The sequence below is a fragment of the Nocardioides salsibiostraticola genome (assembly GCF_054783655.1).
Window position 1 is genome coordinate 263,770 of the sequence record NZ_BAAGQD010000006.1, and the last position, 14,054, is coordinate 277,823.

The window sequence follows — 14,054 nt, forward strand, 5'->3', positions numbered from 1 at the left end:
GGTGGTCTCAGCAGCCATGGACCGCGCCTCGGTCCAGCGGTCGGCGAAGGTCGGCGAACTCACCCTGAACTACTACGAGGCGGGGGAGCCGACCGAGGTCGGAGCCGGTCTGCCGTTGGTCATGCTCCACGGCGGTGGCCCCGGCGCCTCGGCGTGGTCGAACTTCGGTTCGGCCCTGCCCGCCTTCGCCGCCAACTTCCGCACCCTGTTGGTCGACCAACCGGGTTTCGGGGGCTCGGACAAGCCGCCGGTCGTCGGCAACTTCTATCGTCACTCGGCCGATCACATCGTCAGACTGCTCGACGAGTTGGGGATCGAGAAGGTTCACCTCCTGGGCAACAGCCTCGGCGGCGGTACGGCGATGCGCCTGGCTCTCAGTCACCCCGACCGGGTCGGGCGACTCGTGCTGATGGGCCCGGGTGGGTTGTCCCTGAACCTCTTCCACGCCGACCCCACCGAGGGTGTGCAACGGCTCATGGAGTTCGGGGCGAAGCCGAGCCGCGAGGCGCTTCGAGCGTTCATCTCGACGATGGTCGTGAACCAGAAGTTGGTCACCGACGAGCTGGTCGAGGAACGGTTCGCCGACGCGACCGCCCCCGGCGCCCAGGAGGCGATGGCGTCGATGGGGATGTCGTTCTGGAACCCCGAGTTCGCCGAGGACGGCATGTTGTGGCGTGAGGCGCACCGCCTGCGGAAGCACACGTTGCTGACCTGGGGTCGCGAGGACCGGGTCAACCCGCTCGACGGAGCCTTGGTGGCGTTGAAGTTGCTGCCGAAGGCGTCACTGCACGTGTTTCCGAACTGCGGACACTGGGCGCAGATCGAGGCCGCCGAGGAGTTCGCCCAGGTGGCGACCGCGTTCCTCGCCCGGCACCACGAGAGGACATCTGCATGACGATCGACATCAAGTCCATGGGGTACGTCCGGGTGGCCTCCACCGATCTGTCCCAGTGGACGACGTTCGCCGGCAAGGTCCTGGGCCTGGCCGAGGGCCGTGGACCCAACCCGGACCACCAGTACTGGCGGATCGACCAGGTTTCCGCGCGACTGGTCGTGTTCCCCTCCGAGGTCGACCAACTCGCCGCCACCGGCTGGGAGATGGCCGACCCGCGGGCCCTGCAGGAGGCCCGTGAGCACCTGCAGCAGGCCGGCGTCTCCTTCGAGGAGGGCACCCCGGAGGAGTTGGCCGAGCGACGGGTGCAGGAACTCATCCGCTTCCGCGACCCCTCGGACAACGTCTTCGAGCTGTTCCACGGCATCACCTACGAGTCCCGACCCGTCGTGACGCCGTACGCCGCCGACTTCGTCACCGGCGACCAGGGAATGGGCCACATCGTGGTCCCCGTGCTCGACGACGTCGAGGCCCTGAGGTTCTACACCGAGGTCCTCGGTTTCCGACTGCGCGACTCCATGTCGATGCCCGGTGAGTTCGTGGGCAAGGAGGCCGGCAGCAAGGTCTGGCTGCGGTTCCTCGGGGTCAACCCGCGACACCACTCGCTGGCCTTCCTCCCGATGCCGAACCCCAGCAAGTGTGTCCACATCATGCTCGAGATGGACGAGCTGGACCACGTCGGCCGGGCTCTCGAACGGGTCCGCAAACACAAGGCGCCGCTCTCCGCCACGCTGGGTCGACACATGAACGACGAGATGGTGTCGTTCTACGTCCGCTCGCCGGGTGGCTTCGACATCGAGATGGGAACCGAGGGTCTGCAGGTCGATGACGCTCGCTGGGTGGCCCGCGAGTCCACCGCCGTCTCGTACTGGGGTCACGATTTCGGCGGCGGCTCCTAAAAGGAGAAGGTAGACCTCATGAGCATCCCTACTTCAGGAGCGCCAGAGATCCCCGAGGGGATGAACCCGAACGCCCGGGAGACCTGGCCCAGCCCTGAGCTCATCCAGTCCTGGCTCGGCGACGTGGACTTCGACTTCGAATGGCGCCCGGGCGAGGGCACGACCGTGCACGGCGACGACCCCGAAGCCGTCGAACGGGCCAGGAACTTCCGCGACGTCCTGGGCCGGTTCGCCTCCGGGGTCACCGTGGTCACCACCACCAGCAACGGTGTCCCCGTCGGGATGACCTGTCAGTCCTTCTCCAGCGTCTCGCTCGACCCGCCGCTGGTGCTGTTCGTTCCCGCCAAGACCTCACGGGCCTGGCCGATGATCCAGCGGGCCGGCACCTTCTGCGTGAACTTCTTGGCCGACGAGCAGGCGGAGCTGTCCAACACCATGGCCAGCCGCGGGATCGACAAGTTCGCCGACGTCGACTGGACCCCGTCGCCGGAAACCGGATCACCGATCCTCCCCGGCACGCTGGGGTACGTCGACTGCACCATCCACGCTGCCCACGAGTCCGGCGACCACTTCGTCGTGATCGGCAAAGTGGTGGACCTGCAGGTCTCCGAGGCCGAGAAGCCGTTGTTGTTCTTCCAGGGGAAGTACGCCAGCACCTCCCGGTGACCCACGGTGAGTCACACTGCCGGGATGGAGACGATCACCTTCCCCAGCCCGCCGGGAAGCACGGTGAGGTGCGCGGGTGACTTCCTCACGGCGAGCAACGACGACCTGCTCACCGGACGGGGCCGCCCTTGCGTGGTGATGGCGCACGGGTTCGGGACGACTCGTGATTCGGGTCTGCTCCCCTTCGCCGAGCGCTTCGCTCGGGCGGGCTGCGACGTCCTGCTCTTCGACTATCGCGGGTTCGGTACGTCAGGCGGACGGCTTCGTCAGGACGTGGATCACCGTCGGCACCGGGCGGACTACCACGCGGCTGTGGCCTGGGCGCGGTCCCGCTCGGGCGTCGACCCGGACCGGGTTGCGGTTTGGGGCAGCTCCTATTCGGGGGGACACGTGATCGCTGTGGCCGCACAGGACCAGCTCATCGCCGCCGTGATCAGCCAGGGGGCGGCCGTGGACGGGCTGGCCGCGTTGACCGGTCGAGGGAAGGTACGGCCCCCCGGGACGGACGTGCCGCCGAAGACCGAGGGCAAGGGAGCGGCGATCGGTCGGGCCGTGGTCGCGGACCTGGCCCGGGTGCTGACCCGGCGACCGCCCCGCATGATCGCGTTCCTGGGTGACGTCGGATCGGGGGCGATGATCTCCGGGGAGGGGGCCACGGACTTCGCCCGGATCGTCGGTCCCACGTTCCGCAACGAGATGTGCGCCCGCGGCATCTTGCGGATCGGGTTCAACCGACCGATCCGCCTGGCGGAGCGGGTGCGGTGTCCCACTCTGTTGGTGATCGCGGAGTACGACGAGATCGCTCCGTCCACGGCTGTGCACGAGGTGGCGCGTCGGATCGGTGCCCGGGCCGAGGTGGCGTCGTACGACTGCGGGCACTTCGCGATCTACGCCGGCGAGCAGTTCACCGACTCCGTGTCCCGTCAGGTCGAGTTTCTGCGTCGAGAGCTCGCACCGCAGTGACGGCTACCGTGGCGCCGTGATCACGACCCACCCCCTGTGGCGGCCCTACCACCGTCCGTCCGCCGAGGAGATCGCTCAGGCCCGCGTGCAAACACCCGCCGCCGAGGTCATCGAGGTGGTCGGATACGACCCCTCGTGGTCCTCGGCGTACGACATCCTGCGGGGCAGGATCGTCCAGGCTCTCGGAGACGCGGTGATGTCCGTCGAACACGTCGGCTCGACGTCGGTGCGGGGCCTGGCGGCCAAACCGGTCATCGACATCGACCTCACCGTCGCGGACTCGGGTGACGAGGCGACGTGGTTGCGAGCGCTGGAAGACCTCGGCATGGAGTTGACGGTCCGCGAGCCGGAGTGGGAGCAGCATCGCTGCCTGCGTGCCCGTGATCCACGCGGCAACGTGCACGTGTGGTCGCCCGGTTCGATCGAGGCGCGACGCCACGTCGCCTTCCGGGACTGGCTACGCGCGCATCCCTCGGACCGGGACGATTACGCGAGAACCAAGAGGGCCGTGGCGGCGGAGGGCCACACCGACGTGATGGCCTACAACAACGCCAAGGGCGCCATGATCTACGACCTCTACGAGCGCATCTTCACGGCCGACCCCGAGCACCTGCACGAAGGCGTACGCCGGGGGTGAGGCCGTGGATGTCGTCGGGTCAGACCTGGGTGCGGGTCGGGCTGGCGAGCATCCCGGTGGGGTACTCGGCGTCGTGCTCAACGGACTGCGACGTGGTGGTTTCCTCGTTGGTGGTCATGGCCCAACCCTAGTGAAGTGAGCTGCCCACTTGGTCATCGCCACGGCCACATGGCGGCAACGCCTGGTGTCATTCTTGCCACAATCCTCAAGCCCGCTTCAAGATTGTCCGCTTCAGGCGAGGGAGAGGCTTGCCCGGTGCTGATGGGCGGCGCCGAAGAGCTGACCGAGCGCGTGGGCACGTTTGAACACCAACTGGGCGTCGTGCTCCCAGGTGATCGCGATCCCGCCGTGGAGTTGGACGGTCTCGCTCGCGATCTGCGCGATCGCCTCGGAGCAGTAGGACTTGGCGATGTGGGCCTGCTCGACGGCGTTGTCCCGATGGTGGGCCACGGCGTACGACGCGGACCAACTCGCGGAGCGCGACATCTCGAGCAGCACGAGCATGTCGGCCATCCGGTGTTTGAGCGCCTGGAAGGAGCCGATCGCGCGCCCGAACTGCACCCGCTCCTTGCTGTAGGCGACGGTCATCTCGAGGCCACGTGCGGCCAAACCGGTCTGGAGAGCAGCGGTTCCGACGGCGCCGACCAGTTCGGCGCGCGCCAGGGCGGCCGACCCGTTACCGATCCGGGCGGTGGTGCCCGAGTCGAGGTCGACGTGACCGAGCCGGACCGTCTGGTCCATCGACTCGGCCCAGGTGACCGTGGGCCCGGAGATCTCGAGCAGGTCGTCGCCGACGCAGGCCAACACGATTGCGGCGTGATCGGCGTCCAGGGTGGGCTGTCCGGGCATCACCATCGTGGCGATCTCGCCGGCGGCGATCCGGGGGAGGAGTCGCGCCTTGGCTTCCTCATCGCCCCCCGCCAGGAGCGCCTCGGTCGCCACCAGGGTCGCCAGCAGAGGGCTGGGAGCCAGCGAACGCCCGACCTCCTCCAACACGACCAGTGGCTCGAACAGGGAGAACCCGGCGCCGTCGTACTCCTCGGGGATGGCCAGGGCAGCCACGCCGATCTGCTCGCACAGGAGCATCCACAGGGAGGGGTCGTACCCCTGGTCGGACTCGGCGGCGGATCGGACCGCTGCGCTGTCCGCGCGCTTGTTCAGCAGCGCCCGCACGGTGTTGGCGAGTTCCTGCTGCTCCTCGGAGAAGGCGAACTCCATCAGGCCGTCAGCTCCTCGAGCAGGAGGGCCCGATGGTGCGCCGGAGTGCCCCAAGCAGTGACCAGCGCGCGGACCTTCGTGATCCACAGGCTCAGGTCGAACTCCGCGGTGTACCCGATCGCTCCGTGCACCTGAAGGCCCGTACGGGAGGCGAGGTACGCCGCGTCGGCACAGGCGACCTTGGCGGCCGAGGCGCTGATGGCACCCAGAGCGGCGCCGTCGACCAGGGGCCGGGCGAAGTCCAGGGCGATCTTGACGTCGGCCAGGGCGTGCTTGATGGCCTGGTAGGAACCGATCTCGCGGCCGAACTGACGGCGCTGCTTCACGTAGGTGACCGAGTCGGCCAGGATCCGTTCACCGGCCCCGAGCAGTTGCGCACTGGTGGCCAGTGTGGCCAACTCGAACGCAGCGCCCAGATCCCCCATGCCGACTGCGCTGTCTCCGCTGGTCGCGCCTGTGGAGGTCACCTCAGCCAACCGACGACTGCGATCCACCGAACGGTGGGCTGCGCCGGCCGTGCCGGTCATCAGCCGACCGTCCTCGAGGAGGTACAGGTGATCGGCAAGGGCGCCGTCCACGGCGTACGGCACGTGCGGGGGCACCGCGACCGAACCGACCGCACCTTCGGCGAGGGCGCTCAAGACCTCGTCGTCACCCAGTGCGAGCGGTAGGTAGGCCACCGACTCCGCCCACGGGCCGGGCACCGCGTGGCGGCCGAGAGCCTCGAAGGCGAGGACGAGTTCGACCGGGGTCGCACCCATGCCTCCCGCGCTCTCGGGGACGACCAGGGCGTGGACCCCCTGCTCGGCCAGGCGCGACCACAGCTTGAGGCCGGGGGCCGTGTCGCCCTCGGCCCAGGCCCGCGCCACGGTCACGGTGTCCGAGGCGGCCAGCAGGGACTCCAGGGAGGTGGCGAAGGATCGCTGGTCCTCGGTGTGCTCGAACTTCACTTGGTTGCTCCTCGAGGCTCTTTGGGGAGACCGAGAACGCGCTCGGCGATGATGTTGCGCTGGATCTCGTTGGTTCCGGCGTAGATCGGGCCGGAGAGGGAGAAGGTGTAGCCGTCCAGCCAGGTGGAGTCGACCTCCGCTTCGGGGCCGAGCAGGTCCAGGGCGGTCTCGTGGAGGCTGATGTCCAACTCGGACCAGAACACCTTGTTGATCGAACCCGCAGCGCCCATCTCCCCGCCGTCGGCCAACCGGGTGACCGTGCCCCAGGTGTAGAGCCGGTAGGCCTGCGCCTTGATCCAGGCGTCGACGACGTCCTCGCCGCTCGCACCGGTGGGAGCAGTTTGGTGCCGGTAGAGATCGACCAGCCGGTCGGCCGCGGCACAGAACCGCCCGGGGGAGCGCAGGGAGAGACCTCGCTCGTTGCCCGCGGTGCTCATCGCGACCCGCCATCCGTCGCCGGGCGCCCCCAGCACGTCGGCGTCGGGCACGAAGGCCTCGTCGAAGAACACCTCCGCGAAGCCTGCCTCGCCGTCCAACTGGGCGATGGGGCGAACGGTGATGCCGTCGGCGTCGAGCGGGAACATGAAGTAGGTCAGGCCGCTGTGGCGTTGCGCCTCCGGGTCGGACCGGAATAGCCCGAAGCCCCAGTGGGCGTGGGATGCCCGTGAGCACCAGGTCTTCTGTCCGTTGAGCACCCAACCGCCGCGCTCCTCGTCGCGACGGGCGGTGGACTTCAGCGAGGCGAGGTCGGAACCGGCCTCGGGCTCCGACCAGCACTGGGCCCAGATCTGCTCACCGGTGGCCATGCTGGGCAGGTGCCGGTCCTGCTGCTCAAGGGTTCCGTGGTCGAAGAGGATCGGTGCGAGCAGGAAGATCCCGTTCTGAGAGACCCGGCCGGGCGCAGCGGCGCGGTAGTACTCCTCCTCGAAGATCACCCACTCGATGAGTGAGGCCTCGCGACCGTGGTAACTCCGGGGCCAGGACACGACCGACCAGCGCGCGGCCGACAGTTTCGCCTCCCACTCCTGGTGGGCGCGCCACCCGGCCTCGGTGTCCATCGACGGCAGGGCCTCGGTCGGGACGTGCTCGGCCAGCCAGGCCCGGGCCTCCGCCTGGAACGCCTGCTCGTCCTCGGTCAGGGTCAGATCCATGGGTCTCTCATTCTCCTTCGGTCCCTGAGGTGCGAGCGTGCGAGCCTCGAAGGGCGTTCTTGAGCACCTTGCCGGACAGGTTGCGGGGGAGACCATCGACGAACTCGACGATCCGGGGTGCCTTGAAGTTGGCCAGGTGCTTGCGGGCGTAGGCGGTGACGTCCTCGCTGGTCAGGTCGGTAGAGGCCACGACGATCGCCTTGCCGATCTCACCCATGCGTTCGTCGGGTACGCCGACCACCGCCACATCGGCGATTCCGTCCATGCGGAGCAGAGCCTGTTCGATCTCGGCGGGATAGACGTTGAAGCCCCCCGAGATGTACATGTCCTTCAGCCGGTCGGTGATCCGCAGGTTGCCGGCCTCGTCCAGGGTGCCGATGTCGCCGGTGTGGAGCCAGCCGTCCTGATCGATGGCCTCGCGAGTGGCGTCCTCGTCGTCGAGGTAGCCCAGCATCACGTGGTCCCCGCGGACCAGTAGTTCGCCCTCGACTGCCTCATCAGTCGACCCGTCGATGCGGGTCTCCATGCCGGGGATGGCACGCCCGCAGGTCGTGGCGACGAGTTCGGCCGGGTCGCCCGCGCGGCACATGGTGACCACGACCGCCTCGGTCATTCCGAACGCAGTCACGACCTGGTCGATGCCCAACTCGGTGCGCATCTTCTCGATGAGCACCACGGGCACGACCGCTGCGCCCGTGACGGCCAGGCGGAGCGAGGTCAGCCGGTGGTTGCTGCGGTTCGGGGCGTTGAGCATGGACTGGTAGATCGTGGGCGCGCCGGGGAGCACGGTGATCTCGGCCCGGTCGATCAACGCCATCGTGTCGTCCACGTCGAAGGTGGCCACGGGGTAGAGCGTCGCCCCGGTGAGGAGTCCGACGATGATGCCGATCTTGTAGCCGAAGGAATGGAAGAAGGGATTGATCACCAGGTAGCGGTCATCGGAGCGGACACCACCGAGGTCGGCCCAGGCCCGGGCGACGCCCAGCGTCTGGCGGTGCGCCGACATGGCGCCCTTGGAGCGCCCGGTCGTCCCGGAGGTGAACAGGATGTCCGCCACGCTGTCGTCGGTGACCGTGTCGGCCCGTGCGTCGACCTCGGCCGTGTCTCGTTTCTGGGCGTCGACCGACTGGAGGTCTGCCAGGTCGAGCACCGCAACCGAGGCGGGCAGGCCGGTCTCGGCGAGTTCGGAGATCTGTGAGCGACCGAGGAACCCCTCGGCCACCAGCACCAGAGGCGCGTCCGTACGACGGATGACGTCGGCCACCTCGTGGGCGGTGTAGCGGGAGTTGACCGGCACCAGGACGCCGCCGGCGTAGGTGACGGCCAGGGCCGCCACCGCCCACTCGATGCTGTTGGGAGCCCAGATGACAACGCGCTGCCCAACCTCGAGATCACGGTCGAAGAAGTCCTGGGCGACGCCGCGTACCTGCTCGAGCAGGTCGGCGTACGACATGGTCCGGTCGTTCTGGATGTAGGCCGCGTGCTCGCCGAATCGTTCGGCGGCAGCACGAAGCGCTGCGGGAATCGTCTGTCGCATCACACCTCCGGTCGACCGGCATCGGTCCCAACCAAGCAATTGCTTGGTAGGGTAGCAGTTGTGGATCTGACGTACTCCGATGAGGACGAGGCATTCCGGACTGAGATCCGGTCATGGCTCGACGAGCATTTGACCGGGCACTGGGCCGAGCTCAAGGGGCTGGGGGGTGCGGGGCGCGACCACGAGCGGATCGAGGATCGCCTCGCTTGGAACCGTCACCTGGCCCAGCACGGCTGGACCTGCGTGGGCTGGCCGAAGGAGTACGGCGGCCGTGGGCTGAGCCTGTGGCAGCAGGTGATCTTCCACGAGGAGTACGCCCGATCGAACGCTCCGGCCCGGGTCAACCACCTCGGTGAGGAGCTTCTCGGGCCGACCCTGATCGCCTTCGGGACCGAGGATCAGAAGGCCCGCTTCCTTCCGCCGATCGTGGCGGTCGAGGAGTTGTGGGCGCAGGGGTACTCCGAACCCGACGCCGGCTCGGACCTCGCCAACGTGCAGACCAAGGCCCGCCTCGAGGATGAGGAATGGGTGATCGACGGACAGAAGGTCTGGACGTCCAACGCGCACTTCTCCCAGTGGGTCTTCCTCGTGGCGCGCACCGAACCCGGTTCCTCACGGCACCACGGATTGTCTTTCCTGCTGGCGCCGCTCGACCAGGACGGCGTGGAGATTCGGCCGATCGAGCAGCTCACCGGAGGGTCGGAGTTCAACGAGGTCTTCTTCACCGGGGCCCGGACCGCCGCCGACCTGATCGTCGGGGCCGAGGGAGACGGCTGGCGGGTGGCGATGGGGCTGCTCGGTTTCGAGCGCGGGGTCTCCACTCTCGCCCAGACCGTCGATTTCTCTCGCGAGCTGGCCGGGGTCATCGAGTTGGCGCGGACCAACGGCTCGCTGGAGGACCCCGTCCTGCGCGACCGTCTGGCCCACCTCAAGGTCGAGCTGGACGTCATCCGTTCCAACGCCATGCGCGGACTGTCCTCGGTCGACGGGGGCGAGGACTCGGCGGCCGGTGGCGGGGCCGGCTCCATCTTCAAACTGGTCTGGGCGAACTGGCACCGCCGCCTGGGCGAGGTCGCGATGGACGTCGCCGGACCGGCCGGCCTGTTGGCCCGCGAGGGCGCGGAGGCCTACGACCTCGACGAGTGGCAGCGGCTCTACCTCTTCTCCCGCGCCGACACGATTTACGGCGGCAGCGACGAAGTTAACCGCAACATCCTGGCCGAGCGCGTCCTCGGTCTGCCCCGCGAGCCGAAGGGAGCGCGGTGAGCAGCGTGAGCGACCTCGAGAAGCCGCACCCTCCGCGCGTACTGAGGCGAGCAATCCAACCCCGCGAGCCGAAGGGAGCGCGGTGAGCAGCGTGAGCGACCTCGAGAAGCCGCACCCTCCGCGCGTACTGAGGCGAGCAATCCAACCCCGCGAGCCGAAAGGCGCATCATGACCACCACCCGTCCCGAGCAGCCCACCCCCGACTACGTCGAACCCCACAACCTGCTGGTCGGGAAGGTCGTGGTGGTCACCGCTGCGGCGGGGGCCGGGATCGGCGCGGCCGTCGTACGCCGGGTGCTCGAGGAGGGCGCGAAGGCCGTGGTCTTCAGCGACACCCACGCGCGGCGCCTCGCCGAGGCGGAAACCGCCCTGGCCGAGGAGTTCGGCGCCGAGCGGGTGCGCCAGCTCGTCTGTGACGTGACCGATGAGGCGCAGGTCGCGGCCCTGCTCGACGCCGCCGACGAGTTCGGTGGGGTCGACATCATGATCAACAACGCGGGCCTCGGAGGCACCGCCAACGTGCTCGAGATGACCGATGAGCAGTGGTCGAAGGTCCTCGACATCACCCTGACCGGCACCTTCCGGTGCGTGCGGGCTGCAGGCCAGCGCTTCGTCGCGAACCAGACCAAGGGCGTCATCATCAACAACGCCTCCGTGATCGGGTGGCGGGCCCAGGAGGGTCAGGCCCACTACGCCGCCGCCAAGGCCGGCGTGATGGCCCTGACCCGGTGTTCGGCTCTCGACCTCGCCCCGCACGGCATCCGGGTCAACGCCGTCAGTCCGAGCCTGGCGATGCACCCGTTCCTGGCCAAGGTCACCTCGGACGAATTGCTGCACGAGCTCAAGCAGCGGGAGGCCTTCGGTCGAGCCGCCGAGCCGTGGGAGATCGCCAACGTGATGGTCATGTTGGCCAGCGACTACGCGTCGTACATGACCGGTGAAGTCGTGGCTGTCAGCAGTCAGCAGGCCTAGATGGTCACGACAGGCTCGACCACCGGTGCAGGCGCGGGTGCAGCGACCCGGCGTCAGGAGCTGCTCGCGATCGCGGCCCGGCTCTTCGCAGAGAAGGGCTTCAAGAACACCACGGTGCGTGACATCGCCGAGGCCGCCGGAATCCTGTCCGGCAGCCTCTACCACCACTTCGACTCCAAGGAGTCGATGGTCGACGAGATCCTCTCGACCTTCCAGGCCGAGCTCTTCGGCCGGTACGACGAGATCCTGGCCAGCAGGGCCGACGCTCGGACCCGTCTGGAGCAGGCCGTCCGCGTGTCCTTCGAGGCCATCGATCGGCATCCCCACGAGGTGGCCATCTTCCAGAACGACGCCGACTACCTGGGCGGGTTCGAACGTTTCGCCTACCTGGCCGAACGCAACGAGCAGTCCCGCAACGTGTGGATGACGCTCCTGCGTCAAGGCGTCCGGTCCGGGGATCTGCGCAAGGACCTCGACGTACGCCTGACCTACCGGTTCATCCGCGACACCGTCTGGGTCGCCGTGCGGTGGTACCGGCCGAGCAAGAAACTCACCCACACCGACATCGCCGATCAGTACCTCGGGATCCTGCTCGACGGGATCGCCGGACCCACCCCTGACCCGAAGGAGCACCATGTCTGAGGCCTACATCATCGACGCCGTCCGCACCCCCGTGGGGAAGCGGGGAGGCGCGTTGGCCGAGATGCACTCGGCCGACCTCGCCGCCCACACGCTGAGTGCGCTGATGGAGCGGACCGGTGTCGATCCTGGCGCTGTGGACGACGTGATCCTCGGGTGCTGCGACACGATCGGTTCGCAGGCAGGCGACGTGGCTCGATCGGCGTGGCTGGTGGCCGGGCTGCCCGATCACGTCCCCGGTGTGACCATCGACCGTCAGTGCGGCTCCAGCCAGCAGGCGGTGCACTTCGCCGCTCAGGGAGCGCTCTCGGGCACCCAGGACCTGATCGTCGCCGGGGGAGTGCAGAACATGAGCGCCATCCCGATCTCAGCCGCGATGCTCGCCGGTCAGCAGTACGGCTTCTCCACCCCCTTCGCCGAATCTCCCGGTTGGTTGGCCCGGTTCGGTGACCAGGAGGTCAGCCAGTTCCGGAGTGCCGAGATGATCGCCGAGAAGTGGGATCTGTCGCGCGAGGACATGGAAGCCTTCGCGCTGGCCTCGCACGACCGGGCGCGGGCCGCTATCGCCGAGGGCCGGTTCGTCAGCCAGATCGCTCCGGTCACCCTGCCCGACGGATCGGTGTTCGACACCGACCAGTGCCCGAGGGAGACCTCCTTGGAGAAGATGGCCGGGCTCTCACCGCTCTCCGAGGGCGGCCGGATCACCGCAGCGGTCGCCTCGCAGATCTGTGATGCGTCGAGCGCGATGCTGATCGCCTCCGAGGCCGCGGTGAAGGAGCACGGGCTGAGCCCTCGCGCCCGGATCCACCATCTCTCGGTCCGCGGCGACGACCCGGTGTGGATGCTGACCGGTCCGATCCGGGCGACCGCCCACGCCCTGGAGAAGACCGGGTTGTCGATCGACGACATCGACCTCTTCGAGTGCAACGAGGCCTTCGCCTCCGTCGTCCTGGCGTGGATGAAGGAGACCGGTGCGCCGCACGAGAAGGTGAACGTGAACGGGGGCGGCATCGCGTTGGGTCACCCCATCGGTGCCACCGGCACCCGACTGATGACCACCCTGCTCAACGAGTTGGAGCGCACCGGCGGCCGATACGGGCTGCAGACGATGTGTGAGGGCGGCGGTCAGGCCAACGTGACCGTCATCGAACGGCTCTGAGTCACGACAACCGGTCAGCGCAAGATGAGGAACACGCCGACGATCCCGGGGATGAGCCCGGGGAGCAGCCACGGCGACAGGAGCGACCGTCGGTTGATGGCCAGGCCGGCAGCGCACCCCATGACCCCGAAGACGGCGCCGATGATGCACAACCCGATGCGTTCGACCTGGCTGCTGTCGTCGATGGCCAGCGCGAAGATGACCAGTCCTGCCGAGAGGTGCAAGATCGTGGTGACGACCAGCGCGGTCATCACCCGACGCTGCACGCGCTCCAACTTGGCGACATCCTCGGGGGTGGCGATCTTGCGGGGCGCGTTGGGATCCATCAGATGTCGGGATCGACGGGCCTCGGGGTCAACGCTCATGCCTCGAACGTACTGCCGCCTCGAGGTTGCCACGTCAGCGGCCACGTCAGCGGCCGCACTGGCGGCCGGATAGGTTGACCCCATGATTGGCTTGCCGGGCAAGGGTTTCGTGATGCTCTCACTGCCCAAGTGCGCCTCCACCACCCTGGTTCGCTCGATCCAGTCGGACGCCGAGTTGATCCTTCAGGTCAACCCCAGCCTCAAACACATCAACGCCAAGCAGTTCCACGACCTGATCGTGCCGGTCCTCAAGCGCGGCGGCTACGCCCGCGAGGACTACGAGGTGTGCTCGATGTTCCGTGAACCGGTCGAGTGGCTGGAGTCGTGGTGGCGCTACCGCAGCCGTCCTGCCTTGTTGGAGGAGAACCCGGCCCGCTACACCGGTGACCAGTCTTTCGAGGACTTCGCGAAGGACTACATGCAGCGCGACAAGCCCCTGCGAGGTCGGCCCTCGCGCTTCATCGCGATGAGCGACGGCCTCGACATCGGAGTGGATCGGATCTTCCGGCTGGAGACCCCCGAGGTCTGGCAGTCGTGGTTGGTGGAGAAGTTGGGGGACAGCGCGCGGATCAAGACCCACAACGTCTCGAGCGAACGCAAGCCGCCCGAACTCTCGCGGCGTACGCGCAAGGCGCTCGTGGAGTACTTCGCCCCGGAGTACGACGTCTACGAGCACACCCGCGAGAGCGGCATGTGGACGCCGCCCCCGGGGTACGTCTCGGGCAGCCGGACCAGCTGAC

At 68.1% G+C, this 14,054-nt stretch carries 15 protein-coding genes; 10 read left to right on the forward strand and 5 right to left on the reverse strand.

Translation table 11 applies throughout. The annotated features are described in order from the left end of the window. The first annotated feature begins 1 nt into the window (after position 1). Genes hsaD through ACYVLV_RS05455 form a run of 5 tightly spaced genes read left to right on the forward strand, consistent with a single transcriptional unit; the run spans position 2 to position 4,057 of the window. Positions 2–895, forward strand: coding sequence for a 4,5:9,10-diseco-3-hydroxy-5,9,17-trioxoandrosta-1(10),2-diene-4-oate hydrolase (hsaD, locus tag ACYVLV_RS05435; RefSeq protein ID WP_460808285.1), 894 nt, complete (start codon positions 2–4; stop codon positions 893–895). After that, positions 892–1,791, forward strand: a complete 900-nt coding sequence (gene hsaC / locus ACYVLV_RS05440) for an iron-dependent extradiol dioxygenase HsaC (RefSeq protein WP_460808287.1) — start codon at positions 892–894, stop codon at positions 1,789–1,791. Before hsaD ends, hsaC begins: the two co-directional genes overlap by 4 nt. Positions 1,792–1,809: 18 nt before the next feature. Further along, complete coding sequence (locus tag ACYVLV_RS05445; protein ID WP_460808289.1) at positions 1,810–2,457, forward strand: flavin reductase family protein; 648 nt, start codon at positions 1,810–1,812, stop codon at positions 2,455–2,457. A 24-nt stretch (positions 2,458–2,481) separates the two neighbouring features. Then, a complete protein-coding gene (locus tag ACYVLV_RS05450; RefSeq protein ID WP_460808291.1) occupies positions 2,482–3,420 on the forward strand; it encodes an alpha/beta hydrolase in 939 nt (312 codons plus the stop codon). A gap of 16 nt (positions 3,421–3,436) precedes the next feature. Further along, positions 3,437–4,057 carry a GrpB family protein gene (locus ACYVLV_RS05455; protein WP_460808294.1) on the forward strand — a complete coding sequence of 207 codons (621 nt, stop codon included), beginning with the start codon at positions 3,437–3,439 and terminating at the stop codon, positions 4,055–4,057. A 231-nt stretch (positions 4,058–4,288) separates the two neighbouring features. Here the strand turns inward: ACYVLV_RS05455 and ACYVLV_RS05460 are convergent, their stop codons facing one another. From ACYVLV_RS05460 to ACYVLV_RS05475, 4 genes are read right to left on the reverse strand one after another with little or no spacing between them, the layout of a single operon-like run. Then, complete coding sequence (locus tag ACYVLV_RS05460) at positions 4,289–5,275, reverse strand: acyl-CoA dehydrogenase family protein (RefSeq protein WP_460808296.1); 987 nt, start codon at positions 5,273–5,275, stop codon at positions 4,289–4,291. Beyond that, entirely contained in the window at positions 5,275–6,225 is a 951-nt protein-coding gene (locus ACYVLV_RS05465) for an acyl-CoA dehydrogenase family protein (protein ID WP_460808297.1), read from the reverse strand. The genes ACYVLV_RS05460 and ACYVLV_RS05465 overlap by 1 nt, the downstream gene beginning before the upstream one ends. Beyond that, positions 6,222–7,376 (reverse strand): acyl-CoA dehydrogenase family protein, encoded by a 1,155-nt coding sequence (locus ACYVLV_RS05470; protein ID WP_460808298.1) that lies wholly within the window; start codon positions 7,374–7,376, stop codon positions 6,222–6,224. The genes ACYVLV_RS05465 and ACYVLV_RS05470 overlap by 4 nt, the downstream gene beginning before the upstream one ends. 7 nt (positions 7,377–7,383) lie before the next feature. Further along, positions 7,384–8,913 carry a FadD3 family acyl-CoA ligase gene (locus ACYVLV_RS05475; RefSeq protein WP_460808299.1) on the reverse strand — a complete coding sequence of 510 codons (1,530 nt, stop codon included), beginning with the start codon at positions 8,911–8,913 and terminating at the stop codon, positions 7,384–7,386. A 60-nt stretch (positions 8,914–8,973) separates the two neighbouring features. Between ACYVLV_RS05475 and ACYVLV_RS05480 the strand changes: the two genes are divergently transcribed. The 4 genes from ACYVLV_RS05480 to ACYVLV_RS05495 all read left to right on the forward strand — a co-directional run bounded on the left by ACYVLV_RS05480 (position 8,974) and on the right by ACYVLV_RS05495 (position 12,949). Further along, positions 8,974–10,179 (forward strand): acyl-CoA dehydrogenase family protein, encoded by a 1,206-nt coding sequence (locus ACYVLV_RS05480; RefSeq protein ID WP_460808300.1) that lies wholly within the window; start codon positions 8,974–8,976, stop codon positions 10,177–10,179. 168 nt (positions 10,180–10,347) lie between these two features. Continuing rightward, entirely contained in the window at positions 10,348–11,151 is an 804-nt protein-coding gene (locus ACYVLV_RS05485) for an SDR family oxidoreductase (RefSeq protein WP_460808301.1), read from the forward strand. Next, entirely contained in the window at positions 11,152–11,793 is a 642-nt protein-coding gene (locus tag ACYVLV_RS05490; RefSeq protein ID WP_460808303.1) for a TetR/AcrR family transcriptional regulator, read from the forward strand. Beyond that, complete coding sequence (locus ACYVLV_RS05495) at positions 11,786–12,949, forward strand: acetyl-CoA C-acetyltransferase (protein WP_460808305.1); 1,164 nt, start codon at positions 11,786–11,788, stop codon at positions 12,947–12,949. The genes ACYVLV_RS05490 and ACYVLV_RS05495 overlap by 8 nt, the downstream gene beginning before the upstream one ends. A 14-nt stretch (positions 12,950–12,963) precedes the next feature. Here the strand turns inward: ACYVLV_RS05495 and ACYVLV_RS05500 are convergent, their stop codons facing one another. Further along, positions 12,964–13,314 (reverse strand): hypothetical protein, encoded by a 351-nt coding sequence (locus ACYVLV_RS05500; protein ID WP_460808306.1) that lies wholly within the window; start codon positions 13,312–13,314, stop codon positions 12,964–12,966. An 82-nt stretch (positions 13,315–13,396) separates the two neighbouring features. On the opposite strand from ACYVLV_RS05500, the gene ACYVLV_RS05505 reads away from it, so the two are divergent. Beyond that, complete coding sequence (locus ACYVLV_RS05505; RefSeq protein ID WP_460808308.1) at positions 13,397–14,053, forward strand: hypothetical protein; 657 nt, start codon at positions 13,397–13,399, stop codon at positions 14,051–14,053. Position 14,054: the final 1 nt, after the last annotated feature.